Below are 26,685 nucleotides of genomic sequence, written 5' to 3' on the forward strand. Positions count from 1 at the left end.
ACAACTATTGAAGAGGATGCCAATGAGAGCCTCTCGTTTATCTCTGCTAGGGCTGTGTGCGACGTTGACGTCCAGCGTGTTCGCTTTCGAGCCGCTGCCGCTTGCGCAGCAAGGCGGCGTCAGCCAGGTGATGCTGACTTGCACGGCGTGTCACGGCGATGCCCTGATGGGCGTGGCGGCTGCCGGTTTTCCACGTCTGGCCGGGCAATCTGCCGACTACCTGGCCAAGCAGCTCTATGACTTCAAAGCGGGCAATCGCTCCAATCCCTTCATGCAGCAATTCGCGGCCGGACTGAGCGATCAGGACATCCAGTCCGTGACGAGGTTCTTCGCTGCGTTACCAGCGGCTCAGTACGCAAGACCCAACCGTGCCGCAGCGGCCAGCGACCTCGGTGCGCGCCTGGCTTTGCGTGGCGCCTGGGAACGCAATATTCCCGAGTGCGTGTCCTGTCATGGCCCGGGAGGTGTCGGCGTTGGCAAGACCTTCCCGCCCCTCGCCGGGCAGCCTGCTGCGTACCTGGCCAATCAGTTGCACGACTGGCAGAAGGGCGTGCGCCGCAATGATCCAAACGACCTGATGGGGCATATCGCCAAGGCCCTGAACGAAGAAGAAATCCAAGCCGTGTCCGACTACTTTGCCGGCCTGCCTGCCGGAGGTGCCCGATGAAACACCTGATCCCGTTCGCGCTTGGCCTGGCCAGCGCTGCCACCGCCCATGCCGCGACCATCGCCATGGAAGACCAGAGTCAGCTACCCGCAGCGCCGGCCAAGGCCGAACACAGCGAGTGGTTTCAGCCTCCGCATGAGCAAGACCTGCCCAACGATGGATTCGGCCAGCTGGTACGCGAGGGGCGAGCGATCTTCGTCGATACCCGCAACCAGGCCGGTGAGTATGTCGGCAATGGCATGAACTGCACCAACTGCCATCTGGATCAGGGGCGCAAGGCAAACTCGGCGCCGTTGTGGGGTGCCTACACCATGTATCCGGCCTATCGAAAGAAGAACGACAAGGTCAACAGCTTCGCCGAACGCATCCAGGGCTGCTTCCAGTTCAGCATGAACGGCACCGCGCCAGCGGTGGACAGCCACATCATCAACGCCATCACGGCCTATTCGTACTGGCTGGCGACCGGTGCACCGGTGGGCAAGGCGCTACCGGGGCGGCTGTATCCAGTGGTGCAGGAACCGGCGGGGGGCTATGACCTGGCCCGTGGCGAGCAGGTCTATCAGCAGCAATGCGCGGTTTGTCATGGCGATAACGGTGAGGGGCAGAAAGCCGGCAAGGACTATGTCCTGCCGCCGCTATGGGGCAAGGACTCCTACAACTGGGGGGCGGGCATGCACCGTATCAACACCGCAGCCGGCTTCATCCGTCACAACATGCCGCTGGGCAAGGGCGGTACGCTCAGCGATGCCGATGCCTGGCATGTGGCGGCCTACATGAACAGCCACGAGCGCCCGCAGGACCCTCGGTTGATCGACGGCTCGATCGAGAAAACCCGCGACAAGTACCACGCCGATGATGGTGTGAACCTGTACGGCAAGGTCGTCAACGGCGTGATGCTCGGGCAAGGGGTGGACTGAACCCGTGCCCTGGAGAGCTGCCGATATCTCGGATCAGTACAGCCACAGATCCTCGCCGGCATCCTGCAACTGCTGATACACCCGATCCAGGTCCTCGCGCAGGCGCTCGGCTCCAGGCGCGTGGCGGGAGTAGATCAGCCGCAGCGACAAGCGCTGCAACTCGACGAAGGGCAGTTCACCGATGTCGAGTGTGCGCTTGGCCTGGTCGATGGGGGCCTGGTAGTCCAGCAGGTAGTCGCCGCGGCGGCGCTGGAGCATTTCCAGGGCCGAAGCGTGGTTGGAGGTGCGGTGCAGGGTGATGTTGCGCGCCGGGTCCCGCAGCCACTGATTGACGCCCTGCCAATAGCTGTAGCCATTGATCAGGATCACCCCGCGATCCTGCAGGTCTTGTGGAATGCGCGGTATGGGCGTGTCGGGGCGAAAGTACAGGTTGAGGCTGATATCGCCCAGCAGGTGCTGGCTTTCGAGGGTGTGTTCGGCTAGCTCCGGTTTGCCTGAGGCGCCGAGCCAGAGCGCGATGCTGCCATCGAGCAGACCGCTGTACAGGCGTGCGCCGGGGTAGGAGCGAAAGTCCGCCTGGTATCCCGCCTCCTCGAGCAGGCGCGTGGCCAGCTCCAGGCCCGAGCCGCTGGGCAGGCCTTGCTCGTCGGTGTAGGAGTAGGGCGGAAACTCGTAGTAACCCACGTGAACGCGGCGCTCGGCCTCGGCGGCATGGGCGGCGTGCAGCCATAGCAGGGCGATGAACATCAGGCAGCAGCGTGTTGGCATCCGTGTACCGCGGCTCTTCGCCGTCTTGTCGTTGTTATCGAGTGGTGCTCGGGGAGCATGGGCAAGCCCCGGCGGACTTGTCCAGTCCGGCGCGCTTCATTCCTGGTTCGGCAGGAAGAAGCGACCGATCACCGGCAAATGATCGGAAATGCTCAGGGTGTCGCGCTGGCGAACCAGGCTGGCGAGCGGCGTCAGGCGTGGGCTGTATAGCAGGTAGTCGAGGGTACGATCCGGACCGCTGGCCGCCGGGTCGTTGGGGTAATGGGTATACCAGCTGGCCTGGTCCTCACCGCTGGCCTGTTGCAGGCTGGGGATCATCGGATAGCGGCGGGCCATGGCCTGCAGCTCACTGTCAGGTGCGTACCAGCTGCGCTGGGCCTCTGGCAGACGCTGGAACTGGCCGGGCGGCAGCAGGTTGAGATCGCCGCCCAGCACCCAGGTCTTGTCGTCGTTCTGCAGTTGCTGGAGCAGAGCGTCGGTCATTTCCACCTGGCGCTGCATGGTATCCGTGCCTTGGGCGAAGGCATCGAAGTGGGTGTTGATGGCCACCAGTTCGTCGCCGCCGCGAATCGGCAGGTAGCTGACCAGCAACGCGCGCTTGAGCTGGAACTGGCGGCGCAGCAGGTCGCTTTCCGGCATGGGCAGTTGCAGGCGTTCGGCGCGGGCGATCTGGAAGCGGCTGAGGGTGCCGAGTTTCATGCCGACGCTGCCAAGGATGCGCGGATGCGGAACGAAGCCGGCCTTCCAGTAGAACGCCTGGGTGCTGCAAGGGTAGAGGTCGCCCAGGCGCGCCTGCAACAGGCCCAGTTGGTCCTGATAGTCACTGGCCTTGGCGTTGTCATGCAGCTCCTGCAGCAGCACAACGTCCGGTTGTTCGTCACGCAGTACACGCACCACTTCATCCAGCGTCAGGGCCAGGTCCTCGCTGCTCGGGCGTTCGTCCGGGCCATCGCCGCCGGGCAGGTCGTACCAGAACACATGACGTTTGCCAGCCAGGTACTGCACGTTCCAGGTCATCACCTTGAGCGCCTGGCCGGGTTGCAGCGGTGCGACCTGGCCGTTGCATGACACGGCCGCCTCTTCCTGGGGTGGCGGGCGCCAGGTCAGGGCATAGGTCAACGCCAGCAGCATGGCGAGCGTGAGCAGCGCAACGAGCAGGAGCAGGCGAAGAGGGCGAGGCAGAGACATGGCGAAACGGACGACTATGCTGGAAGGAGGCCGAGAATACCCGAGTGTGCCGGATCGGCCCAGGCATGTGCGTGGCATTGTCGCTGCACTCGTTTCGCCGCACCGTTCGCCAGCAAGGACAGCGGCAAGGGGCTGCAGTACCATGCCGAAAGGTTCGACAAGCCGCGCCGTCGGTCGCCCTGGCGGATCAAGGCTGACGGTACTTCCAACACTTGGCCTCCGGGAGCCGTGCATGTATCGCAAGGTATTTGCCAACAAGGTATTCGACCGCAAGGTGGTGCTGATCACCGGCGGCTGTGCCGGTATTGGTCGGGCGCTGGCCATGCGTATGGCGCAGGCGGGTGCGCGGCTGGTGATCCTCGATCTCAATCAGGCCGCGCTGGACAGTCTGGTGCAGCATCTGGCCGATCATCACAACGCCGAGTCGCTCGGCCTGCTCTGTGACGTCGCCGACGCCGAGGCGGTGCAGCGCGCCGTGGCGCTGGCGGTCGAACGATTCGGTGGCATCGACGTGCTGGTCAACAATGCCGGCATCACCCACCGCAGCACCTTCGCCGAGACCAGCCTGGAGGTCTTCCAGCGGGTCATGGCGGTCAACTATTTCGGCGCCCTGCATTGCACTCAGGCAGCCTTGCCCAGCCTGATCGCCCGGCGAGGCCAGATCATCGTGCTCAGCTCGCTGTCGGGTATCGCGCCCTTGCTCTATCGCAGTGCCTACAACGCCAGCAAGCACGCGCTGCATGGGCTGTTCGAGACCCTGCGTTACGAGCTCAAGGGTTCGGGGGTGAACGTGATGCTGGTGTGCCCCGGCTTTACTGCCACCGATCTGCGCAAGAACGCCCTGGTCGGCGACGGTTCGGTGGCAGCGCAGCCGCCGCTGGCGATGGGCAAGGTGGCCTCGCCACAGGACGTAGCGGACGCCATCTACCAGGGCGCGCTCAAGCGCCGCCGACTGCTGGTGCTGTCGAATGTCGACTGGCGAGCGCGGGTGCTGGCGCGCTTCTTCCCCAGGCTGTTCGAACGTGTGCTGCTGCCACGGCTGTCCGGCCTGAAACCGCGAAATCAGGGGCGCATCTGATGCGTGCCTGGCTGTTCATCCTGCTGGTGCTGGCGCCTCTGTGCCGGGCCGGTGAGGTGCAGCCGCTGCGAGTGATGACCGACCTCTGGCCACCGTTTCGCATGCTCAAGGAAGATGGCCATCTGCAGGGGTTGGACATTGATCTGCTCAACGAGCTGTCACGCCGCACCGGCATGCGTTTCGAGGTAAGGCGGGCGCCGTGGGCGCGTGGCCTGGCTGCGTTGGAGCAAGGCTCCGCGGACATGATGACCGGCCTGGCCAAGACCGCCGAACGTGAGCGTTATATTCGCTACCTGGATGCGCCGTACTACGCCTGCGCGCCGCGTTTCTACGCCAGCCCGGCGCTGGCCACGCTCTTGAACGACTATGCGTCGCTGCGCGGGCTGCGTATCGGCTATGTGCTGGAATCGGTGTATTTCCAGCCGTTCGACAGCGACAAGGCGCTGGACAAGGTCGGCGTCAGCAACGAGCAGCAACTGCTGGAAATGCTCGCGCTTGGCCGCATCGATGCTCTGGTCGGCACCGACTGCCAGGTCGACTATTCCCTGCTCGACCCCAAGCTGGCCGGGCGCATCGTCAAGGCCGCCTACCAACCCCAGGCGCGTACCGAGCTCTATATCGGCTTCTCACGCAAGCGCCTGGAGCGCATGCCGGAGTTGGCCGCTGCGCTCGATACCTTGCTGCGTGAGGGCTGGATCGCCAACGCCGCGTTGCGCTATCAGCCGGTGGTGGCGCACCAGTAGGCGCACCGCGTTTCAGCCGTGGTTGTGCTGCGCTGCACCGGCCAGCATCAGCTCCATGTCCCAGAAGGCCGCCTCGATCTTGTGGCCGTCGAGGTCCCTGACGAAGCAACCATAGTAGGGCTCGCCATAGTCCGGGCGCGGCCCTGGCTGGCCTTCGTCCTGGCCCCCGGCGGCCAGCGCCGCTTCGTGAAAGGCATGCACCGAAGCCTTGTCCGCGGCGACGAAGCCGAAATGACAGCCGTTGCCGAGTGTCGCCGGCTGGCCGTTTATCGGCGTCTGCACCCAGAACTCCGGGTATTCGCGGCCGAACGCCACGGCACCGGGGTGACGCATGATCTCTCGGCAACCGAGAGTGGCCAGCACCTTGGCGTAGAAAGCGCTGGCGGCGTCGAAGTCGTTGCTGCCGATGGATACGTGGGACAGGATGCTGGGGTTGGTGTCGCTCATGACGCTCTCCGTGCTCTGGCCAAAGCTGCAAGCCTAGTCGCTGTTTTCGCTATTCGCCGTTTGCTGCGGTTCGAGCAGCATGTACAGGCGAAACAGCACCACGATGGCGAACAGTTGCAGGAAGCCGTTGCCGGTCTGATGCAGCACCCACAGCAAGGTGTCGCTCTGGCTCGGCAGCGTCCACCAGTCGAGCAGCCACAGCGGTACCAGCACGTTGACCAGGCAGGCGAACACCGGCCAGAAACGTCCTTCGGTCATGGTGAAACTGGCCTGCAGTGCGCGCAGCGGTGGCTCCTGGCGCAGCACCAGGATCAGTTCGGAGAAAGCCAGGCGCATCATGATCCAGATGCCCGGCACGATGAACAGCGACAGGCCGAGCATGATTGCCAGGGTGCTCAGCCCGGTCATCAGAGCGAAGCTCGGCCACAACTGCAGGCCTGCCGCGAACAGCTGCGCGCTGCCCGGCGTCTGGCCGTTGCTGCGCGCATGCAGGAAGAGAATCAACGGCGCGGCATACAGCGGGTAGAAGAGGATGCCGAGCAGGACCCCGTAGGCCGGGTTGGCGTCTTCGCCGAGCTGGGCAGCGAGTATCGCCTGGGCGACGGCCTCGATGAGCAGCAGCGGCAGGGTCAGGCGGGCAATCGCCGCCAGGTTGTGGCTGGAGAAAAACCAGGCATCACGGATGATGGAAAGTGGGTTCATCGGCAGGTTACCAAGTATCGGGGCGTGGCCGCTGAGGCCGTGCGCCAGGGCAGTCGAATGGGCTCAAGGGTACTCCAGCTGGCTGTTGGGCAGGGCGCCGAGCAAACGTGGCAGTTCGCCGCCGGGCACTTCCAGGGTCAGCTCGGGTGGGCCGGGTGAATACAGCAGAAAGTCGCAGGCCAGCACCGCGCGGTCGATCAGCAGGGTGATGCTGGCGTCATGGCCGAACGGGCAGGCGCACATCGGGACGCACCCGGTGTGCTCGCTCAGCTCCTCGTCGCTGGCGATGCGCGGGCGACTGCCGAGCAGCGCCTTGAGCCGGGACCAGTCGGCGCGAGCGCCTTCGAGGGTGACCAGCATGGCGTAGCGCTGCGCCCCCGTGCGCAGGAACAGGCTCTTGCTCTCCATGCCGCGCAGGCCGAAGCGCTGGCGCACGGCGTGGGCGGTGGGATAGTCCAGTACCGGCTCATGCTCGACCAGACGATGGGCGATATCCAGGCGCTGGAGCAGGTCGATATTGCGCTGGCACAGCTGTTGTAGAGGCGTCATGGCGGCAAGGATAGGGGCTGCGTTGCGCTCGGGCCAGCCCCGGGCGCGCCTGCCGCCCAGCTCTGGCATACTGGCGCCTTCGTTGCTCCCCGAGGACTCCCGGTGAAGAAGATCGCCGTATTCGCCGATGTGCAGAACCTCTACTACACGGTGCGCCAGGTCTACGGCTGCCACTTCGACTACAGCGTGCTCTGGGCCGAGGTCAGCCGCCGTGGCGTGATCGTCGAGGCCTACGCCTATGCCATCGACCGTGGCGATGCCAAGCAGCAGCAGTTCCAGCAGATCCTGCGCAAACTGGGCTTCACCGTGAAGCTCAAGCCCTACATCCAGCGCAGCGACGGTTCGGCCAAGGGCGACTGGGATGTCGGTATCACCATCGATGTGCTCGACGCCATCGGCCGGGTCGATGAGATCGTCCTGGCTTCCGGCGACGGTGACTTCGACCTGCTGCTCGAGCGCGTGCGCAGCCAGGGTGTGGAGGCTATCGCCTTCGGCGCGCCTGGGCTGACGGCGCAGTCGCTGATCCGCGCGGCCAGTCTGTACGTGCCCATCGAGGGCGATCTGTTGTTGCGCAATGACTGAGCCCTTGTAAGCGCTGCGCCTGGAATCTCGCACGTTGGCGGTGCTCGCAAGGCTCATGGTTTTCAATACACTGCGCTTGCTGTGCGCCGGCCCGGCACGACCTGCCTGCGCTCGCGACGACTTTTTCAAAAGCTCTGAGGTTTTACGTGGAATCCATCGCCGTCATCGACTTCGAAACCACCGGCGTCTCGCCAACCCAGGCGCGCGCCACCGAAATCGGTGTGGCCATCATCGAAGGCGGGCGTATCGTCGACCGCTATCAGAGCCTGATGAACAGCGGTGCCTGGGTGCCGCCGTTCATCGAGCAGCTCACCGGCATCAGCAATGCCATGCTGCGCAAGGCGCCGCCGTCGGATCAGGTGATGCACGAGGTGGCCGACTTCATCGGTGAGCGGCCACTGCTGGCGCATAACGCCTCCTTCGACCAGAAGTTCTGGGACGCTGAGCTGGCGCGCGTGCGCCGTCGTCGTGCGCAGCCCTTCGCCTGCTCGCTGCTGCTGTCGCGCCGCCTGCTGCCAGAGGCGCCGAGCCACAAACTGGGCAACCTCAACACCTGGGCCGGCCTGCCGGACACCGGCCGCGCCCACCGCGCCTTGGCGGATGCCGAGATGGCGGCGAACCTGACCCTGCACCTGTTCGGTCTGTTGCGCGAGCGCCATGGCCGGCACCAGGCCGATCATGCCTTTCTCTGCCAGCTGCAGAGCCTTTCGGCGGCCAAGGTGCGGGCGCTGCTGGCCACTGCCAGCTGAGTTTGCCTCGAACCTGTAGGAGCGGCTGGGCGGCATCCCGCTTCAGCCGCGAGCCTTTGTCGCGGCTAAAGCCCCTCCCACTGTTCTGTCCTGCTGCAGGCTGCGGACATTTCGCGGCTGAAGCCGCTCCTACGGGTTGGTAGCCCGGATGCAATCCGGGGAGGCGGTGGCAATGGCCCCGGATTTCATCCGGGCTACCTGAAATTACCGCTGTACCTTCTGCATCTATGCAGTCGTAGCGGCGAGCCTTTATCGCGGCTAAAGCCCCACCCACTGTTTTGTCCTGGCACAGACCTCGGGAATTTCGCGGCTGAAGCCGCTCCTACGGCGAGTGTGAACGGGTAAACTGCGCGACTGTTTCCATTGCCATTCTGGTTGCCCCATGACCTTCGCCTCCCTCGGTTTGATCGAGCCGCTGCTGCGTACCCTCGCCGATCTCGACTACCAGACCCCGACCCCGGTACAGAGCCAGGCCATTCCCGCCGTGCTCAAGGGCCGCGACCTGATGGCGGCGGCGCAGACCGGCACCGGCAAGACCGCCGGTTTCGCCCTGCCGCTGCTGCAGCGCCTGACCCTGGAAGGCCCGCAGGTCGCCGGCAACAGCGTGCGTGCGCTGGTGCTGACGCCGACCCGCGAACTGGCCGAGCAGGTGCTGCAGAGCTTTCTGAGCTACGGCCAGCACCTGCCGCTGACCAGCTACGCGGTGTACGGCGGGGTCAGCATCAACCCGCAGATGATGAAGCTGCGCAAGGGCGTCGACGTGCTGGTGGCCACGCCGGGCCGTCTGCTCGATCTGTATCGGCAGAACGCCGTGAAGTTCTCCCAGCTGCAGACCCTGGTGCTCGATGAAGCCGACCGCATGCTCGACCTGGGCTTCGCCCGCGAGCTGGACGAGCTGTTCAGCGCGCTGCCGAAAAAACGCCAGACCCTGCTGTTCTCCGCCACCTTCTCCGATGCCATCCGGCAGATGGCCGGCGAGCTGCTGCGCGACCCGCTGTCGGTGGAAGTCAGCCCGCGTAATGCTGCCGCCAAGACCGTCAGGCAATGGCTGATTCCGGTGGACAAGAAGCGCAAGAGCGAGTTGTTCCTGCACCTGCTGCGGGAAAAGCGCTGGAGCCAGGTGCTGGTGTTCGCCAAGACGCGCAAGGGGGTCGATCAGCTCGAACAGGAGCTGCTGGCCATGGGCGTGGCGGCTGATTCGATTCACGGCGACAAGCCGCAGCCGAGCCGTCTGCGCGCGTTGGAGCGGTTCAAGGCCGGCGAGGTGCAGATTCTGGTGGCCACCGATGTGGCTGCGCGTGGCCTGGATATCGACGACCTGCCGTTGGTGGTCAACCTCGACCTGCCGATCAATGCTGAAGACTACGTGCACCGCATCGGCCGTACCGGTCGCGCCGGCAGCACGGGGGAGGCGATCTCCCTGGTCTGCGCCGACGAGGTGGATCAACTGGCAGCCATCGAGAACCTGACCCAGCAGTTGATCAAACGTGTCGATGAGCCGGACTTCATCCCCGATCACCGCGTACCGCTGACTGCGGTGGGTGGCCAGGTGCTGAAAAAACCGAAGAAGCCCAAGCAGAAGCTGATCCCGGGCGCGGCCAAGCCGGCCGGCAAGGGCAATATTCACCTCGGCCGCTGGTTCGAGGACGACGACGCCAAGCCCAAGGCCAAGGCGGTGCGCAAGGTACCGAGCTTCGGCAGCAAGCCCAAGGGCGGCAAGAAGTAGTTATCGGAAAAGCGCGCGGCTAGAGCGGGCGCTCCCACATCACAGACGCTCTACCTGTGGGAGGGGCTTTAGCCGCGACAGGGCATAGGGCGGACAACGCCAAGCTTGTCCGCCAATGATGCTCAGATGTTCTGCGCTATGCGCCAGAGCACGCCGCTGGGGTCGAACACCATGAACTCGCGCATGCCCCAGGGTTGCTCCTGTGGCGGTATCAGACGCGTGCCGAAAAGTGTCTCCAGGCGTGCCACCTGAATCTGCTCCCACCAGGCATCGACTTCTTCCACCAACAGGTGCATGACGAAGTTCTCCGCCTGTTCTTTCACGTAGAAGTTCTGCAGCAGGAAGGCGCAGTGCTCGCCATGGCTGAAGTAGGCCATCTGTTCGTCCGACCAGCCTGGTCGAAAGCCCATCGCCTGGTAGAAGTCCTTGCTCAGGGCGAAGTCCCGTGCCGGGGCGAAGGTTTTCAGTTCGATGCTGCGCAGCATGTAAATCCCTTTCCTTGGCGCCGTAGCCTGGATGCAATCGGGGAGCATTGTATTCAGCCTGACCCGGATTGCATCCGGGCTACGACAGTCTCAACTCGTAGACTGCATCTGCGCCGCCACGGCCGCTGCGGTCATGTCATAGATCACCAGGCACACGTGCTCCACTGGCTGGCCGGCCAGCGGCAGCAAGGTCACGTTCTGGTACATGAAATCGGCCTGGCCGGTGATCGGCTGGTAGCTCTTGAAGCGCATCAGGTAGGGGCGCTGTTGCCACAGGCTGAAGGCGCGGGTGCCCAGTTGCACCACGCTTTCCACCTTGCGCTCCAGCCAGGGGCGATCAATGTCGGGGAACAGCTCGAACAGCGAGCGTCCCTGCACCTGGTCCGGGCCGAGGCCGGAGTGGTTTTCCATGAAGGCGTTCCACACTTCGACGTGGTACTGGCGGTCGAGCACCACCACGCCAACGTCGATGCACTGCACGATGTCGAGCAGCCAGTGGACTTCCTTGATATCGATCTGCGCGGGCATCGCCTTACTCCATCAGGTAGCCGATCTTGCCGGTCAGGCGTTTGATCGAATCTTCGGTGAACAACAGCAGCAGATCGAAATGGATGGCATGGCCTTCCAGGCTGTAGCTGATTTCCACGGCCAGGGTCTTGCGCCAGCGCTGGCGGTTGACCTGGATGATCTGGTCGAGGCTGGCGTGCTGGCCGAGCAGTTGCGGGTGGCCCTGGGAGAAACGCAGGTCGAGCTGTTCGGCGATACCGGCCAGGCAGGCGCCAATGAGGATGCTGGCCAGGTCCAGCAACATCTCCGAGGTCTCTGCTTCGTTCTTCGGTTGCCAGCCGAGCAGGCGGGCCATGTCGTTCACTTCCGAATCATGGAACAGCAGCAGGGCTTCACCGGCGATGGCTTCGCCGATGAAACCCTGGCAGATGGCACTGAAGCGCTCGCCGCGTTGGGCGTCGAGCAGGGTCATGTGCAGTTCGCTGACTTCGAAAATGTTCACCTGCGGCACCGGCAGCTGCACGAAAACGCCCAGCACCTTGGCCAGCAGCGCGGCGGCGCGGCCCATGGCGACGTTGCTGACTTCGCGCAGGGCGTCGCGGAAGCTGATTTTCAGGTCCGACAATGCCGCTGCCTGAGCCTGCGCCACGGCTGTGCCTTGTGGATTGAACAGGCCCAGTTCGATCAGCGTCTGGCGCAGAATCTCGGGGTCGGCAGGTTTCTTGATGAAGGCCAGGGCACCCAGCTCGCGCACCCGGCGTACGGCTTCTTCCTGCACGTCGCCGGAGACCACGATGACCTGGCTGTTGAGTCCTTCGGCACGCAAGGCGGCCAGGGTCTGGTAGCCGTCGAGCACCGGCATGGTCAGGTCGAGCAGCATGACCTGGCCCAGGCCCTGACGGATTGCCGTCAGCGCTTCCTCGCCATTGCTGGCTTGGCTGAGGGATACCGGCCATTCAGCCGGCAGGGCGCGGATCAATTGCTTGCGCGCCATGTTGGAGTCATCGCAGACCAGCAGAGGAATCACGGCACAAGGTTACCTGTGTGGGGAGCGCTGGGGTTGAGCATAGTCGCAGCCTGCGCGGCATCACAGGGTTTTTCAGCGCTTTTTCACGCTGCCCTGGAGCCAGTTCAGCATACCCTGCGCCGCAACCCGTCCACTGGCGAAGCAGGCGGTGAGCAGGTAACCGCCGGTGGGCGCTTCCCAGTCGAGCATCTCGCCTGCGCAGAACACGCCTGGTAGCGCCTTGAGCATCAGTCCGTCATCCAGGGCCGCGAAGGGCACGCCGCCGGCACTGCTGATCGCCTCGTCCAGCGGTCGGGTGCGCAGCAGGGTAATCGGCAGCGCCTTGATCCAGGGCGCCAGCGCGGCAGGATCGGCGAAGGTCTCGGCGGGCGCCAGCTCGCGCAGCAGCGCGGCCTTCACCCTGTCGAGGCCGGCCTGACGGTGCAGGTGCTTGGCCATCGAGTGCTTGCCGCGCGGCTTGGCCAGCGCCTGTTGCAGCTTGGCCAGTGGCATCTGTGGCAGCAGGTCGAGGTGGATCACGGCCTGGCCATCGGTTTCGATGGCGCGGCGGATCTCGGCGGAAAAGGCGTACACCAGGCTGCCTTCGATGCCGCCTGCAGTCAGCACGAATTCACCGATGCGGCCAGGCTGGTCGGGCAGGGCCAGGGCGACGTTCTTCAGCGGCGCACCGGCGAATTTCTCGCGCAGGTATTGGCTCCAGCCGGCCACCTCGAAACCGCAGTTGCTCGGCTTCAGCGTCGCCACCTCGATACCTTTGGCTTGCAGCAGCGGCACCCAGGCGCCGTCGGAGCCCAGGCGCGCCCAACTGCCGCCGCCGAGGGCGAGCAGGCAGGCATCGGCGGCCAGGGCGCGCTCGCCGTCCACGCTGGTGATACGCAGGCTGCCGTCGTCGTTCCAGCCCAGCCAGCGGCTGCGCGTATGGAGGGTCACACCCAGTTCGCGCAGGCGGCGCAGCCAGGCACGCAGCAGCGGCGCGGCCTTCATGTCGCTGGGGAACACGCGGCCGGAGGTGCCGACGAAGGTGTCGATACCCAGGCCATGGATCCAGGCGCGCAGGGCGTCGGCGTCGAAGTCCTGCAGCAGCTTCGCGACCTCTGCCTGGCGTTCGCCATAGCGAGCGATGAAGGCGGTCTTGGCTTCGGAGTGGGTGATGTTCATGCCGCCGACGCCGGCCAGCAGGAACTTGCGCCCCACCGAGGGCATGGCGTCGAACAGCTCGACGCGTACGCCGCCTTGCGCCAGTACTTCGGCGGCCATCAGGCCGGCAGGACCACCGCCGATGATGGCGACGTGAGGAGCGGTGGACTGAGGCGTGGCATTCATGGCGGCAGGACGGTCAGGAAACGGCTGGGCATTCTACCTGACCGTGCCCTGGCCTTGTCATTTGCCCGGGGTTAGGGCAGGTTCTGGAGCTATCTTCCTGCCTGGAGTCCGTTATGTCCCAGATCTGCCCCGACATCGATCCCGATGGCCTGATCGAATATTCGGTGGTCTACACCGACCGCTCGCTGAACCATATGTCGCAGTCCTTCCAGGGGGTGATGCGCGACATCTCTGCCACCCTGAAGCAGGTCTACAACGCCCATGCCGTGGCGGTGGTGCCGGGCAGCGGCACCTATGGCATGGAGGCGGTGGCGCGGCAGTTGGCGACCGACCAGAAGTGCCTGGTGATCCGCAACGGCTGGTTCAGCTACCGCTGGACGCAGATCTTCGACATGGGCCGGATTCCCGCCGAGTCCCTCGTGCTCAAGGCGCGCCCGGTGGCCGAAGGCCCGCAGGCTGCCTTCGCCCCGGCGCCGCTGGACGAAGTGCTGGCGACCATCGCTGAGCAGAAGCCGCAGGTGGTGTTCGCCCCGCACGTGGAAACCTCCTCGGGGATGATCCTGCCAGACGACTACCTGCGCGCGGTGAGCGACGCGGTACATGCGGTCGGCGGCCTGTTCGTGCTCGACTGCATCGCCTCCGGCACCCTCTGGGTGGACATGCAGGCCTGTGGCATCGACGTGCTGATCAGCGCCCCGCAGAAGGGCTGGAGCGCCTCGCCGTGCTGTGCCCTGGTGATGCTGAGCGAGGCGGCGCAGGCGCGCGTCGAGGCGACCCAGAGCAGCAGCTTCGCCTGTGACCTGAAGAAGTGGCTGCAGATCATGCAGGCCTACGAACAGGGTGGCCACGCCTACCACGCCACCATGCCCAGCGACGCTCTGGCGCGCTTCCGCGATGCCATGCTGGAGGCCAAGGCGCTTGGTTTCGCCAAGGTGCGTGAGCAGCAGCAGGCGCTCGGTGATCGGGTGCGCGCACTGCTGGCCGCGCGTGGCTTCAAGAGCGTCGCGGCCAAGGGCTTCGAGGCCCCCGGCGTGGTGGTCTGCTACACCGACGATGTGCAGATCAAGAGCGGCGCCAAGTTCGCCGCCATCGGCCTGCAGATCGCCGCCGGCGTGCCGCTGCAATGCGACGAACCGGCGGACTTCCAGACCTTCCGCCTGGGCCTGTTCGGGCTGGACAAGCTGGGCCATATCGAGCGCAGCGTGGCGACGCTGGAGCAGGCCCTGGACAAGGTGCTGGCTGGCTGAGCAGCGCGCGCCGTCAGCGATTCTTCACCGCCTGCAGCGTGTAGCTCAGCGGCAGGCGCTCGGGCCGCGAGCGCAGGCGCCATTCGCCGTCTGCGCCCAGCTGCATCTGTCCGGGCAGGGCCTCCCAGGGCACGCTGTCGTGCTCTTCCAGCGCGGTAAGCGTCAGGCCATGGCGCAGCAGGGCCGAGATGATCTCCCCCAGGCCGTGATTCCATTCGTGGGTCAGGGTGGCGGTCAGCTTCGCGTCGGTCTGCACGTAAGTCTGCTCGTCGTCCCAGACCTGGGGCTCGCGGTGTTCGAAGTACGGATGGGCAATGCGCAGTTCATCCTCGCAGCTCTCATCCAGGCTCAGCAGAATGGGATGCGCTTCGCGCAGAAACAGCCGCCCACCGGGCTTGAGCAGGGTTGCGACGTTCTGCGCCCAATCATCGATGCGGGGTAGCCAGTTGAGGGCGCCTATGCTGGTGTAGACCAGCTCGTAGCGCTGCTCACCGAGCTTTTGTGCTGCCTCGTAGACCGAGGCTTCGACGAACTGGATGCCCTGCTGGCAGGCTTCAGCCAGGCGGCGTGCCTGCTCCAGCGAAGCGCAGGAAAAATCCAGGCCGGTGAGGCGCGCGCCCAGGCGAGCCAGCGACAGGGTGTCGGTGCCGATATGGCATTGCAGATGGAGCGCTTCCAGCCCGCGGATGTCGCCGAGGCGAGGCAGGTCGAAGCGCACGACATCGGACAGGTGTTCGGCCGAGTCGATGAATTTCTGCACCTGATAGTCGGGTGAGGCCGCGTGCAGGGCCGCGCGTTCGTTCCAGTTGGCCTTGTTCAGCTCGAATGAATCGTCCATGAGGCTATTTCCATGCAGTGACAAAAGGTGATTATGCCGAGGTGTGGTCAGGCGTGCTCGTCAACTCAAGCCGCGCGCGGCCCAGACCTTCGCTGCGCTGTGATGGAGGATGCCGTGGCGGCGGGCGAGGGCGGCGTGATCCTTGGAGTAGCCGCCGCCGATCACCCCCAGCACTGGAATATCGCGGCCCAGGCAGTGCTGCAGTACGGCTTCGTCGCGTGCGGCCAGGCCGGCGTCGGTCAGTTGCAGGTAGCCCAGAGCGTCATCCTTGTGCACGTCGACGCCGGCGTCGTAGAGCACCAGATCCGGCTGGTAGATTGGCAGCAGGTAGTTCAGCGTGTCGTCCACCACTTTCAGGTAGTCGGCGTCGCCCATGCCGCGAGGCAGGGGGATGTCCCAGTCGCTCTGCGCCTTGCGCGCCGGGAAATTCTGTTCGCAGTGCAGTGACACAGTGATCGCATCCGGCTCGTTTTCCAGCAGCCGTGCGGTACCGTCGCCCTGGTGCACGTCGCAATCGAAGATCAGCACGCGCTGCACGCGGCCGGCTTCGAGCAGGTAGCGGGCGATCACCGCCAGGTCGTTGAAGATGCAGAAACCCGAGGGGAAGTCGTAGTGCGCATGGTGCGTGCCGCCGGCCAGGTGGCAGGCCAGGCCGTAACGCAGCGCCAGTTCGGCGGTCAGCAGCGAGCCGCCCACGGCGCGCACGGTGCGCTGTGCTAGCGCATCGCTCCAGGGCAGACCGAGGCGGCGCTGATCGTCGTAGGAGAGTTCGCCAGCCATGTAGCGGGCGATGTAGTCCGGGCAGTGAACCAGGGCGAGAATCTCTGCCGGACACAGGTCGGGCCGTTGCAACTGGGCATCGCTGGTCAGGCCGCTGTCCACCAGGTGATCGCGCAGCAGGCGGAATTTTTCCATGGGGAAACGATGCCCGGTGGGAAAGGGCGGGCTGTAATCCTCGTGGTAGACCAGCGGTAGCGGCATACAATGGGTGCTCATCGAATCGAATCACTATGGTCGCAGCCCGTCGAGACAATCGCCATGCCCCTGATCGAAACCTCCACTCAGCGCCTGTTGCTGCGCGCCTGGCGCGACAGTGACCTGCCGGCGCTGGCCGCGCTCAATGCCGACACCGAGGTGATGCGGCATTTCCCGGCGCCACTGGATGCCGAGCAGAGCGCGCAGTTGCTGGCGCGCATAACAGCGCATTTCGCTGAGCACGGGTTTGGCTTCTGGGCGCTGGAGCGGCGTGATACTGGCGAACTGATCGGTGTCACCGGTCTGGCGCAGGTCAGCTTCGATGCGCCGTTCGTGCCTGCGGTGGAAATCGGCTGGCGCCTAGCGCGTGCCCACTGGCGTCAGGGTTACGCCAGCGAGGCCGCGCGCGCCGCACTGGCCGTGGCGTTCGAACGGCTTGGGCTGGATGAGGTGTTGAGTTTCACCGTGCCGGCCAATCTGCCGTCGCAGGCGGTGATGCGCAGCATCGGTATGCAGCGCGACGAGCGTGGTGATTTTCTCCATCCACGGGTGCCGGCCGGTCATCCCCTGCAGCCGCACGTGCTCTACCGCATCCGCCGCGAGCAATGGGAAGCGCAGCCATGACGGACGTGCTCACCTATCACCAGCTCAGCAAACACGCGCCCGAGCGCTTCGCACCCGGGCCGGGGCAGCTGGACTGGGCGACCCAGCCAGCGCCATTTCGCCGCTACCAGGGCGCGCGACTGATCGAGCTGTACCACCGTCCGCTGGAGGAGGGGCCCGCCTACGACAGGGTATTCGCCGGGCCGCAGACGGCGCCCGCAGCCCTGGATCGCGTCAGCGTCTCGCAGCTGCTGTACGACAGCCTGGCCATTTCCGCCTGGAAGGAGGCCGGGGGCAATCGTTGGGCGCTGCGGGTCAACCCGTCATCGGGCAACCTGCACCCTACCGAGGCTTATCTGCTATTGGCGCCGGGCGTGGTCGGCGACGATGGCGTGCTGGCCCACTACGCGCCGGATATCCATGCCCTGGAGGTGCGCTGCGAGCTGCCGGCGGCGCTGGGCCAGACGCTGGCGAATAGCCTGCCGCCGGGTGGTTTTCTCCTCGGCCTGAGCAGCATCGCCTGGCGCGAGGCCTGGAAGTACGGCGAGCGCGCTTACCGTTATTGCCAGCACGATCTCGGTCATGCCGTGGCGGCGCTGGCCATCGCCGCCAGTGTTCAGGGTTGGCAAGTACGGATGCTGCATGGCGTGGCCGAAGCACGCCTGGATGGCCTGCTGGGGCTCGATGGTGAAGGGTTCCACGAAGCCGAACACGGCGACTGCCTACTATGGATCGGCCCGGCGCAGGCGATGGAATTCCCGCTGCCCGAGACGCTGCTGACGGGGTTGACGCAGCTGCAGTGCATCGGCACGCCGAATCGTCTGTCACGCGACTATCGGCAGTGGCCGGAACTGCAGCGTGTGCACGGCCTGTGCCGCGTGCCAGCCCGTCCGCGTGCGCTCTGGAGTGTGGAGACGGCCGGTGTTCATGCCGACAACCCCGGCCTGCCGCTGCGGCCCATCCTGCATCGCCGGCGCAGCGCACAGGCCATGGACGGGCGCAGCGGCATCCAGGCCGACCTGCTGCTGGCCTGGTTGCGCCGCCTGATGCCGGCGCAGTCGCCGGTGCCGTTCGCCGTGAGCGGCGAGCCGAGCGAGGTCGACCTGCTGCTGTTCGTCCATCGTGTGCAGGACCTGGCGCCCGGCCTTTACTGGCTGGATCGCACGGGCAGCGGTGTGCAGCCACTGCGCGAGGATTACCTGTGGCAGCGGGTCGACGACGAGCTGCCGCTGTATCGTCTGCTCGAAGGTGATGCCCGGGGGCTGGCGGGCTTTCTCAGTTGCGGCCAGGACATCGCCGCCGACGGCTGCGTCGCCTTGGCCATGCTGGCGCGGCTGGAGCGCGCCGTTGCCAATGGCAACTGGCGTTATCCCAGGCTCTACTGGGAATGTGGCCAGATTGGCCAGTTACTCTATCTGGAGGCCGAGGCAGCTGGGCTTTCCGGGACGGGGATTGGCTGCTATTTCGACGACGCTCTGCGCGAATTGCTCGGAGATGCCGACAATGGCTGGCAAAGCCTTTACCATTTCACCCTTGGCCGCGCCGTGTGGGATGAACGCCTGACGTCGCTACCGGCCTACCCGCAATTGCGTATACCCCCGTGCAAGGAGACCACACCCCATGACTCAGGTGCTCGATGATCTGGTAGCGCTGCTCAGCCTGGAGCAGATCGAGGAAAACCTGTTCCGTGGCCGTAGCCAGGATCTCGGTTTTCGCCAGCTGTTCGGCGGTCAGGTGCTCGGCCAGTGCGTTTCGGCGGCCAGCCAGACGGTCGAAGAGGCGCGCCATGTGCACTCCATGCACGGCTACTTCCTGCGCCCGGGCGATGCCAGCCTGCCGGTGGTCTATCAGGTCGAGCGCACCCGCGATGGTGGCAGCTTCAGCACCCGTCGCGTGGTGGCGGTGCAGAAGGGCAAGCCGATCTTCTTCTGCAGCGCATCGTTCCAATACGACGAGGAAGGTTTTCACCACCAGAGCCAGATGCCGGATGTGCCCGGCCCCGAGGGCCTGAAGTCGGAGACCGAGTTGGCGCGCATGGTGGCGTCGATGATTCCCGAGCGCATGCGTGAGCGCGCGGTCAGCGACAAGCCCATCGAAATTCGTCCGGTCACCCTGATCAATCCCTTCGCCCCGCAGCCTTGCGAGCCGGTGAAGTACGTGTGGTTCCGTGCGGCGGGCGAACTGGCGGACGACCCGCAACTGCACAAGTACCTGCTGGCCTACGCCAGCGACTTCAACCTGCTCACTACGTCGATGCAGCCGCATGGCGTGTCGGTGTTCCAGAAGTTCATGCAGGTGGCCAGCCTCGACCATTCGCTGTGGTTCCACCGGGATCTGCGCATGGACGACTGGCTGCTGTACGCCATGGACAGCCCCTGGGCCGGCAACGCCCGTGGCTTTTCTCGCGCCAGCATCTACAACCGTCAGGGCGAGCTGGTGGCTTCGACCGCGCAGGAAGGTCTGACGCGTGTGCGTGAGGACTGGAAATGAAGGCGCTGCGCGAAGCGCGCCACTGGGTGTTCGACATGGACGGCACCCTGACTCTGGCGGTGCACGACTTCCCGGCCATCAAACGGGCGCTGGGCATCCCGCAGGAGGACGACATCCTCCATCACCTGGCGGCACTGCCTGCAGACGAGGCGGCGGCCAAGCATGCCTGGTTGCTCGAGCATGAACGCGAGCTGGCGGTGGCTTCGCGCCCGGCGCCCGGTGCGATCGAACTGGTGCGCGCGCTGAGCGAGCGTGGCTGCCAGCTCGGTATCCTCACGCGCAACGCGCACGAGCTGGCCTTGCTGACGCTGCAGGCCATCGGCCTGGATGACTGCTTCGCCAAGGCGGATGTCCTCGGCCGTGACGAGGCACCGCCCAAACCGCATCCGGACGGCTTGCTGCATCTGGCCGAGCGCTGGAGCGTGGCACCGCACGAACTGGTGATGGTCGGCGACTATCGCTTCGATCTGGAATGCGCCCAGGCTGCAGGCGCGCGTGGCGTGCTGGTCAACCTGCCGGACAATCCCTGGCCGGAGCTGACCGAGCTGCATGCACAGGATTGCGCTGAACTGTTGAGACAATTGGGCTGAAGCGCCCTGGCCGGGAACCTGGTCCGAAGTGCATTTTGGTCAGTTTATGGATCCAAATATGCCTGGTTTGACTCTGTAAAGTTCCGGTGTTCGATCATCGAACACAATATTGCCTTCCATTGTTTAGGTCAAAAGCCGCTATCCATAAGGCTTTGGTGCGTTTTTAGGCGGTTCGATCTGTCGCTGCCAAGGTGCTGGTGAATTGTTCTTTGGATCCATCTCTGCGAGCTTCGCATCAGTGGTTTCCCGATAAGAACAATCAAGGGTTTGCGCTGATGACTCATGCCTTCTTCCTCACGGCAGGCGGTGCCTGGCTGTCTTCCTCCTTTTGCTCCCTGGGCGCACGACTGCCGGTATCCGGCTGGGCTGGTGCGCGATGAGCGATCTGCGTCAGATCGTCGATCAAGGCCCGATGCGTGGTTTTCAGTGGCTGGCCATCGCCGTGTGCGTGGTGCTCAACATGATCGATGGCTTCGATGTGCTGGTCATGGCCTTCACCGCTTCGTCCGTGACGGCGCAATGGTCGCTGAGCGGTGCCGAGCTGGGCATGTTGCTCAGCGCCGGTTTGCTCGGCATGGCGTTGGGCTCGCTGCTGCTCGCGCCCTGGGCTGATCGCATTGGTCGGCGTGCGCTGATTCTGCTGTGCCTGATGCTGTCCGGTACCGGCATGGTGCTGTCTTCGCTGAGTCAATCGCCTATGCAATTGGCGCTGCTGCGCGGCCTCACCGGCCTGGGCATCGGCGGCATCCTGGCCTGCAGCAATGTCATCGCCAGTGAATATGCCTGCGCGCGCTGGCGCGGTCTGGCGGTAAGCCTGCAATCAACCGGCTATGCCCTGGGGGCGACGCTCGGTGGTCTATTGGCTGTCTGGTTGCTGTCGCACTGGGGCTGGCGCTCGGTGTTCCTGGCCGGCGGGCTGATCACCTTCGCGGCTATCCCGCTGGTGCTGCTGTGGCTACCGGAGTCGCTGGACTTTCTCCTGAGCAAGCAACCACGTAACGCCTTGCAACGCGTCAATGCTCTGGCTGCGCGCCTGCACCAGCCGAGCCTGAGTGCCTTGCCAGCTCGGCCCGTTCAGGTGGCCGGGAGCAGTGGCAATCCGGTACTGCGACTGCTCGAGCCGGGCATGCTGCGCAGTACCTTGCTGATCTGGCTGCTGTTCTTCCTGGTGATGTTCGGCTTCTACTTCATCATGAGCTGGACGCCCAAGCTGCTCACTTCGTCCGGGTTATCGGTGCAACAGGGGGTTACCGGCGGGGTTTTGCTGAGCATCGGCGGCATCTTCGGCGCCACGCTGCTGGGCTTGCTCTCGGCGCGTTTCCCTCTGTCGCGGGTGCTGGCTGCTTTCATGCTGATCACGGCCGTGATGCTGCTGCTGTTCACGGGGATCGGTTCGTCTTACCTGGCGGCGCTGGGCATGGGGCTGTTGATCGGGCTGTTCTCCAATGGCTGTGTCGCGGGCCTGTATGCGTTGTCGCCGTTGCTCTATGGCGCATCGATTCGCGCGACCGGCGTGGGTTGGGCCATCGGCATCGGTCGTGGTGGTGCGATTCTTTCGCCGACCGTGGCCGGGTTGATGCTCGATGGTGGCTGGCAGCCGCTTGAACTGTACGGCTGGTTCGCCCTGGTGTTCGTTGCGGCGGCGCTGCTCCTGCTGGTGCTGTTGCCGGCAAGGCAGGCGGCGGGCTTGAGATCGTCGCAGGCTTGATCATCCTTGCCTGGGCAACCACTCTGCGCGACCTTCTGCCGCTCGCGAGGGCGGCGTCGGCACGGCCTGAGTCCCCCAGGCAGCTTGCCGCGTTGCGCTGACCGCTATTGCATCGGCATAAAAAAACGCCCCCGCAAAGACTGCGGGGGCGGCGCGTTGTAGAAGGTCGTCCTTGAAGCGGGTTACGCGCAATCAACTTTGTGGGGCATTGCTCCCGGCATTGCTCCAGCCGCCACCCAGGGCCTTGTACAGCTCCACTTCGCTGCTGAGCTGGGCCAGGCGGTCGGTGATCAGCTGCTGGCGCACGCTGAACAGCTGACGCTGGGCGTCGAGCAAGGTCAGGTAGCTGTCCACGCCGGTGCGATAGCGGCGTTCGGCCAGGTCGTAATAGGTCTCGGTGGTTGCCAGCAGGGCACGCTGGGCGTCCAGTTGCTGGCGGTAGGTGGTGCGCGCGGCGAGGCGGTCGGCAACTTCCTGGAACGCCACCTGGATGGCTTTCTCGTATTGCGCGACCTGGATATCGCTCTGCAGCTCGGCGTAGTCGAGGTTGGCGCGCAGACGACCGGCGTTGAAGATCGGCAGGCTGATCTGCGGCTGGAACAGCCAGGTGCCCGAGCCACTGTCGAACAGACCGGACAGCTGGCTGCTGGCGGTGCCGGCGTTGGCGGTCAGGCTGATGCTGGGGAAGAACGCCGCGCGTGCCGCGCCGATATTGGCATTGGCCGCCTTGAGCTGGTACTCGGCCTGCAGCAGGTCGGGGCGACGCTGCAGCAGGTCGGCGGGCAAACCGGCAGGCACCTGCTCGAGCAGTTCGGCGCTCAGCGCCAGACCCCGTGGCAGGTCGGCGGGTAGGCCGGTGCCGAGCAGCTGGGTCAGCGCGTTGCGATCCTGGGCGACCAGGCGCTGGTACTGCGCCAGGCTCACCCGTGCGCTGTCCACTGCGCTGCGTGCCTGGCTCAGGGCCAGGGCATCGGCCACGCCGACATCGAAGCTGCGTTGGGTCAGCTGGTAGCTTTCCTCGAAGGTCTTCAGGGTGTCCTGGGTCAGCTGCAGCAGCGCCTGATCGGCCTGCCACTGCAGGTAGGCGTTGGCGACGCTGGCCACCAGGCTGATCTGCGTGCTGCGCTGGGCCTGTTCGGTAGCCAGGTATTGTTGCAGGGCCTGCTCGCTGAGGCTGCGGATACGGCCGAAGAAGTCCAGCTCCCAGGCGTTGACGCCCAGGGTGGCGCTGTACTGGCCGCTGGTGCGTGCTTCGCCGGTCTGGGTCAGGTCGCCCGGCAGGCGCTGACGGGTACCGGCGCCATCGGCGGAAACCGAGGGCAGCAGGTCGGCGCGCTGAATGCGGTACAGCGCGCGATAGGCTTCGACGTTCAGCGCGGCGACACGCAGGTCACGGTTGTTCTCCAACGCCAGCTGCACCAGTTGCTGCAGAGCCGGATCGCGGAAGAACTCGCGCCATTGCAGGTCGGCAGCGGCGCGGCTGCCTTCACTGGCAGCGCTGCCGTAGGCTTCGCCCTGCGGCCAGTCGGCCGCCACTGGAGCGTCAGGGCGTTCATAGTCGGGAATCAGGCTGCAGCCGCTGAGCACAGCGGCGGCCACGGCCAGGGACAACAGGGACTGCCTCATTGCAGTACCTCCTTCTCTTTTTCACTGGCCTGCTCGGGGCGTTTTTTCTCGAACAGCGAGCAGACCACCACGTAGAACAACGGAATCCAGAAGATCGCCAGCACCATGGCGCTGAGCATGCCGCCGATCACCCCGGTACCGATGGCGTGCTTGCTGCCCGCGCCGGCGCCACTGGCGATGGCCAGCGGCAGACAGCCGAGGATGAACGCCAGCGAGGTCATGATGATCGGGCGCAAACGCATGCGGCAGGCTTCGATGGCCGCTTCGGCGAGGGTCATGCCCTGTTCGTACTGCGCCTTGGCGAACTCGACGATAAGGATCGCGTTACGCGCCGACAGGCCGATGGTGGTGAGCAGGCCGACCTGGAAGAACACGTCGTTGGACAGCCCGCGCAGCTCGGTGAACAGCAGGGCGCCGATGATCCCCAGCGGCACGGTGAAGATGACCGCGAACGGAATCGACCAGCTTTCATACAGCGCCGCCAGGCAGAGGAACACCACCAGAATGGAAATGGCGAACAGCGCGAGCTTCTGCGAGCCAGCCAGACGCTCCTCATAGGACAGCCCCGTCCAGGCATAACCGACGCCTTCCGGCAGCTGCTTGGCGATTTCCTCCACCGCAGCCATGGCATCGCCCGTGCTGTAGCCCGGTGCCGCAGCGCCGAGAATCTCCACCGCCGACACGCCGTTGTAGCGCGCCAGCTTGGGTGGGCCGTAGACCCACTCGCCACTGGCGAAGGCACTGAACGGCACCATGCGTCCCTGATCGTTGCGCACGTACCACTTCTTCAGGTCTTCCGGGCTCATGCGCGCTTCGGACTCGCCTTGCAGGTAGACCTTCTTCACCCGACCGCGGTCGATGAAATCGTTGACGTAGCTGGCGCCCCAGCCGATCGACAGGGTGCTGTTGATGTCCGACAGCGACAGGCCGAGGGCGCGGGCTCGCTCGTCATCGATCAGCAACTGGTACTGAGGCTCGTCACGCAGGCCGTTGGCGCGTACCGAGTTGAGTACCGGGTGCTGGTTGGCCAGCTTGAGGAACTTGTCGCGTGCCTCGTTCATCACCTCGTGACCGACGCCGGCCTGATCCTGCAGGAAGAAATTGAAGCCGGTGGCGTTGCCAAGCTCCATCACCGCTGGCGGGGCGAAGGCGAAGACCATGGCGTCACGGAAGCTGAAGAAGTGCATCTGCGCACGCTGCGCCAGCGCGGCTACGCCATTCTCCTCACCCGGACGTTCACCCCAGGGCTTGAGCATGATGAAGGCCATACCGGAGCTCTGGCCACGACCGGCGAAGTTGAAGCCGGTGACGGTGAATACCGATTTGACCGTGCTCGCTTCGTCTTTCAGCAGGTACTCACGCATTTCATCGACCACCACCTGGGTGCGCTCGGCACTGGAGCCAGTCGGCGTCTGCACCTGGGCAAAGAGTACGCCCTGGTCTTCCTCGGGCAGGAAGGAGGTGGGGATGCGGGTAAACATCCAAAGCATGATGCCGACCACCACCAGGTACAGCAGCAGGTACGGCGCCTTGCGTTTGAGCATGCCGCTGACGCCACGCTGATAAGCGTTGCTGGTGCGGTCGAAGTTGCGGTTGAACCAGCCGAAGAAGCCGCCTTTGGCATCGTGGTGATCGCCATCGATAGGCTTGAGCAGGGTGGCGCACAGTGCCGGGGTGAAGATCAGTGCCACCAGCACCGACAAGGCCATGGCCGAGACGATGGTGATGGAGAACTGGCGGTAGATCACCCCGGTGGAGCCGCCGAAGAAGGCCATCGGCAGGAACACGGCCGACAGCACCAGGGCGATACCGATGAGCGCGCCCTGAATCTGACCCATGGACTTGCGCGTCGCCTCCTTGGGCGAAAGACCATCTTCGCGCATCACCCGCTCGACGTTCTCCACCACCACGATGGCGTCGTCCACCAGCAGGCCGATGGCCAGCACCATGGCGAACATGGTCAGGGTGTTGATGGAGAAGCCGAACGCTGCCAGCACACCGAAGGTGCCCAGCAGCACCACCGGCACTGCCAGGGTGGGAATGATGGTCGCCCGCAGGTTCTGCAGGAACAGGAACATCACCAAAAACACCAGCACGATGGCTTCGAACAGGGTGTGGACCACCCCTTCGATGGAGGCCGAGATCACGGGTGTGGTGTCGTAGGGGAAGACCACTTCCATGCCGGCCGGGAAGAACGGCTTGAGGTCGTCGATGGTCGCCCGCACGGCCTTGGCGGTATCCAGCGCGTTGGCGCCGGTGGCCAGCTTGATCGCCAGGCCGGAAGCAGGCATGCCATTGAACTGGGCGTTGATCGAGTAGTTCTCGCCGCCCAGCTCGACCTTGGCCACATCACCCAGGCGCACCTGCGAGCCATCGGCCTGAACCTTGAGCAGTATCTTGCGGAATTCTTCCGGGGTCTGCAGGCGCGTCTTGCCGATGATGGTGGCGTTGAGCTGGTTACCCGGTACGGCGGGCAGGCCGCCGAACTGGCCGGAGGATATCTGCACGTTCTGCGCCTGGATGGCGCTCTTCACGTCTACCGGCGTGAGCTGGAAGCTGTTGAGCTTGGCCGGGTCGAGCCAGATACGCATGGCGTACTGCGCGCCGAACACCTGGAAGTCGCCGACCCCCTTGGCACGTGAGATCGGATCCTGCAGGTTGGAGACGATGTAGTCCGACAGATCCTCGCGGGTCATGCTGCCGTCGGTGGAAACCACCCCGATCACCATCAGGAAGTTCTTCACCGCCTTGGTCACGCGGATACCCTGTTGCTGGACTTCCTGCGGTAGCAGCGGGGTTGCCAGTTGCAGCTTGTTCTGCACCTGAACCTGAGCGATATCCGGGTTAACCCCCTGCTCGAAGGTCACGATGATTTCCATGCTGCCGTCGGAGTTGCTCGACGAGCTGACGTAACGCAGGCCGTCGATACCGTTGAGCTGCTGTTCGATCACCTGCACCACAGTGTCCTGCACCGTCTGCGCCGAGGCACCCGGGTAGCTGACCTGGATGGAAACGGCAGGCGGGGCGATGCTCGGGTACTGGTTGATCGGCAGCTTGAGGACGGACAGGCCGCCGGCCAGCATGATCACCAGGGCGATTACCCAGGCAAAGATCGGCCGGTCGATAAAGAATCTGGACATTCAGTACTTC

The 26,685-nt window shown here is 64.9% G+C and carries 26 protein-coding genes; 13 read left to right on the forward strand and 13 right to left on the reverse strand.

Annotated features, from left to right (window positions below; all coding sequences use genetic code 11):
• The first annotated feature begins 22 nt into the window (after positions 1-22).
• Positions 23-667 carry a c-type cytochrome gene (locus PCLY_RS17385; protein WP_061240871.1) on the forward strand — a complete coding sequence of 215 codons (645 nt, stop codon included), beginning with the start codon at positions 23-25 and terminating at the stop codon, positions 665-667.
• Positions 664-1,584 carry a c-type cytochrome gene (locus PCLY_RS17390; RefSeq protein WP_061240872.1) on the forward strand — a complete coding sequence of 307 codons (921 nt, stop codon included), beginning with the start codon at positions 664-666 and terminating at the stop codon, positions 1,582-1,584. The genes PCLY_RS17385 and PCLY_RS17390 overlap by 4 nt, the downstream gene beginning before the upstream one ends.
• A gap of 33 nt (positions 1,585-1,617) precedes the next feature.
• On the opposite strand, the gene PCLY_RS17395 is transcribed toward PCLY_RS17390, so the two are convergent.
• Both PCLY_RS17395 and PCLY_RS17400 read right to left on the reverse strand, forming a co-directional pair.
• The gene (locus PCLY_RS17395) at positions 1,618-2,352 is read right to left on the reverse strand and encodes a substrate-binding periplasmic protein (protein WP_061240873.1); all 735 of its coding nucleotides are present in this window, start codon (positions 2,350-2,352) and stop codon (positions 1,618-1,620) included.
• Positions 2,353-2,448: 96 nt separating this feature from the next.
• Positions 2,449-3,540, reverse strand: a complete 1,092-nt coding sequence (locus PCLY_RS17400; RefSeq protein WP_061240874.1) for an endonuclease/exonuclease/phosphatase family protein — start codon at positions 3,538-3,540, stop codon at positions 2,449-2,451.
• Between the two features lie 232 nt (positions 3,541-3,772).
• Between PCLY_RS17400 and PCLY_RS17405 the strand changes: the two genes are divergently transcribed.
• Together PCLY_RS17405 and PCLY_RS17410 are read left to right on the forward strand one after the other, a co-directional pair.
• Entirely contained in the window at positions 3,773-4,618 is an 846-nt protein-coding gene (locus PCLY_RS17405) for an SDR family oxidoreductase (RefSeq protein ID WP_061240875.1), read from the forward strand.
• Positions 4,618-5,361, forward strand: coding sequence for a substrate-binding periplasmic protein (locus tag PCLY_RS17410; RefSeq protein WP_061240876.1), 744 nt, complete (start codon positions 4,618-4,620; stop codon positions 5,359-5,361). Before PCLY_RS17405 ends, PCLY_RS17410 begins: the two co-directional genes overlap by 1 nt.
• A 12-nt stretch (positions 5,362-5,373) precedes the next feature.
• Here PCLY_RS17410 and PCLY_RS17415 read toward each other — a convergent pair whose 3' ends face one another.
• The 3 genes from PCLY_RS17415 to PCLY_RS17425 form a co-directional block, all read right to left on the reverse strand.
• Entirely contained in the window at positions 5,374-5,808 is a 435-nt protein-coding gene (locus PCLY_RS17415; protein WP_061240877.1) for a VOC family protein, read from the reverse strand.
• Between the two features lie 33 nt (positions 5,809-5,841).
• Positions 5,842-6,510: a YciC family protein gene (locus PCLY_RS17420; RefSeq protein ID WP_061240878.1), complete on the reverse strand. Its 669-nt coding sequence runs from the start codon at positions 6,508-6,510 to the stop codon at positions 5,842-5,844.
• A gap of 63 nt (positions 6,511-6,573) precedes the next feature.
• Positions 6,574-7,059, reverse strand: a complete 486-nt coding sequence (locus tag PCLY_RS17425; RefSeq protein ID WP_061241607.1) for a YbaK/EbsC family protein — start codon at positions 7,057-7,059, stop codon at positions 6,574-6,576.
• A 102-nt stretch (positions 7,060-7,161) separates the two neighbouring features.
• Between PCLY_RS17425 and PCLY_RS17430 the strand changes: the two genes are divergently transcribed.
• The 3 genes from PCLY_RS17430 to PCLY_RS17440 all read left to right on the forward strand — a co-directional run bounded on the left by PCLY_RS17430 (position 7,162) and on the right by PCLY_RS17440 (position 10,116).
• Entirely contained in the window at positions 7,162-7,641 is a 480-nt protein-coding gene (locus PCLY_RS17430; RefSeq protein WP_061240879.1) for a LabA-like NYN domain-containing protein, read from the forward strand.
• 146 nt (positions 7,642-7,787) lie between these two features.
• Entirely contained in the window at positions 7,788-8,390 is a 603-nt protein-coding gene (locus PCLY_RS17435; protein WP_061240880.1) for a 3'-5' exonuclease, read from the forward strand.
• Positions 8,391-8,772: 382 nt separating this feature from the next.
• Entirely contained in the window at positions 8,773-10,116 is a 1,344-nt protein-coding gene (locus PCLY_RS17440; RefSeq protein ID WP_061240881.1) for a DEAD/DEAH box helicase, read from the forward strand.
• A 122-nt stretch (positions 10,117-10,238) separates the two neighbouring features.
• On the opposite strand, the gene PCLY_RS17445 is transcribed toward PCLY_RS17440, so the two are convergent.
• The 4 genes from PCLY_RS17445 to PCLY_RS17460 form a co-directional block, all read right to left on the reverse strand.
• Positions 10,239-10,601, reverse strand: coding sequence for a VOC family protein (locus tag PCLY_RS17445; RefSeq protein ID WP_061240882.1), 363 nt, complete (start codon positions 10,599-10,601; stop codon positions 10,239-10,241).
• Positions 10,602-10,691: 90 nt separating this feature from the next.
• Positions 10,692-11,129 (reverse strand): PAS domain-containing protein, encoded by a 438-nt coding sequence (locus tag PCLY_RS17450; RefSeq protein WP_061240883.1) that lies wholly within the window; start codon positions 11,127-11,129, stop codon positions 10,692-10,694.
• Between the two features lie 4 nt (positions 11,130-11,133).
• Complete coding sequence (locus PCLY_RS17455) at positions 11,134-12,135, reverse strand: response regulator (protein ID WP_061240884.1); 1,002 nt, start codon at positions 12,133-12,135, stop codon at positions 11,134-11,136.
• Between the two features lie 72 nt (positions 12,136-12,207).
• The gene (locus PCLY_RS17460) at positions 12,208-13,458 is read right to left on the reverse strand and encodes a TIGR03862 family flavoprotein (RefSeq protein ID WP_061240885.1); all 1,251 of its coding nucleotides are present in this window, start codon (positions 13,456-13,458) and stop codon (positions 12,208-12,210) included.
• A 113-nt stretch (positions 13,459-13,571) separates the two neighbouring features.
• On the opposite strand from PCLY_RS17460, the gene PCLY_RS17465 reads away from it, so the two are divergent.
• Positions 13,572-14,705, forward strand: a complete 1,134-nt coding sequence (locus PCLY_RS17465) for an aminotransferase class V-fold PLP-dependent enzyme (protein WP_061240886.1) — start codon at positions 13,572-13,574, stop codon at positions 14,703-14,705.
• A gap of 13 nt (positions 14,706-14,718) precedes the next feature.
• On the opposite strand, the gene PCLY_RS17470 is transcribed toward PCLY_RS17465, so the two are convergent.
• Both PCLY_RS17470 and PCLY_RS17475 read right to left on the reverse strand, forming a co-directional pair.
• Positions 14,719-15,543 carry a class I SAM-dependent methyltransferase gene (locus tag PCLY_RS17470; RefSeq protein WP_061240887.1) on the reverse strand — a complete coding sequence of 275 codons (825 nt, stop codon included), beginning with the start codon at positions 15,541-15,543 and terminating at the stop codon, positions 14,719-14,721.
• A 60-nt stretch (positions 15,544-15,603) separates the two neighbouring features.
• Complete coding sequence (locus PCLY_RS17475) at positions 15,604-16,524, reverse strand: histone deacetylase family protein (protein ID WP_061240888.1); 921 nt, start codon at positions 16,522-16,524, stop codon at positions 15,604-15,606.
• Positions 16,525-16,581: 57 nt separating this feature from the next.
• Here PCLY_RS17475 and PCLY_RS17480 point away from each other — a divergent pair, with 57 nt between their 5' ends.
• The 5 genes from PCLY_RS17480 (at position 16,582) to PCLY_RS17500 (ending at position 21,909) form a co-directional block, all read left to right on the forward strand.
• Positions 16,582-17,142, forward strand: coding sequence for a GNAT family N-acetyltransferase (locus PCLY_RS17480; RefSeq protein ID WP_061240889.1), 561 nt, complete (start codon positions 16,582-16,584; stop codon positions 17,140-17,142).
• Complete coding sequence (locus PCLY_RS17485) at positions 17,139-18,761, forward strand: SagB/ThcOx family dehydrogenase (protein ID WP_061240890.1); 1,623 nt, start codon at positions 17,139-17,141, stop codon at positions 18,759-18,761. Before PCLY_RS17480 ends, PCLY_RS17485 begins: the two co-directional genes overlap by 4 nt.
• The gene (gene tesB, locus PCLY_RS17490; RefSeq protein WP_061240891.1) at positions 18,742-19,611 is read left to right on the forward strand and encodes an acyl-CoA thioesterase II; all 870 of its coding nucleotides are present in this window, start codon (positions 18,742-18,744) and stop codon (positions 19,609-19,611) included. The genes PCLY_RS17485 and tesB overlap by 20 nt, the downstream gene beginning before the upstream one ends.
• Positions 19,608-20,201, forward strand: coding sequence for an HAD family hydrolase (locus PCLY_RS17495; protein WP_061240892.1), 594 nt, complete (start codon positions 19,608-19,610; stop codon positions 20,199-20,201). Before tesB ends, PCLY_RS17495 begins: the two co-directional genes overlap by 4 nt.
• A gap of 376 nt (positions 20,202-20,577) precedes the next feature.
• Positions 20,578-21,909 (forward strand): MFS transporter, encoded by a 1,332-nt coding sequence (locus PCLY_RS17500; protein ID WP_061240893.1) that lies wholly within the window; start codon positions 20,578-20,580, stop codon positions 21,907-21,909.
• Positions 21,910-22,101: 192 nt separating this feature from the next.
• On the opposite strand, the gene adeC is transcribed toward PCLY_RS17500, so the two are convergent.
• Both adeC and PCLY_RS17510 read right to left on the reverse strand, forming a co-directional pair.
• Positions 22,102-23,535 carry an AdeC/AdeK/OprM family multidrug efflux complex outer membrane factor gene (adeC, locus tag PCLY_RS17505; protein WP_061240894.1) on the reverse strand — a complete coding sequence of 478 codons (1,434 nt, stop codon included), beginning with the start codon at positions 23,533-23,535 and terminating at the stop codon, positions 22,102-22,104.
• On the reverse strand, positions 23,532-26,675 hold the full coding sequence (locus PCLY_RS17510; RefSeq protein ID WP_061240895.1) for an efflux RND transporter permease subunit: 3,144 nt from the start codon (positions 26,673-26,675) through the stop codon (positions 23,532-23,534). Before PCLY_RS17510 ends, adeC begins: the two co-directional genes overlap by 4 nt.
• Between the last annotated feature and the right edge of the window lie 10 nt (positions 26,676-26,685).

The organism is Ectopseudomonas composti (genome assembly GCF_001567565.1).
GTDB classification, from domain to species: domain Bacteria; phylum Pseudomonadota; class Gammaproteobacteria; order Pseudomonadales; family Pseudomonadaceae; genus Aquipseudomonas; species Aquipseudomonas composti_A.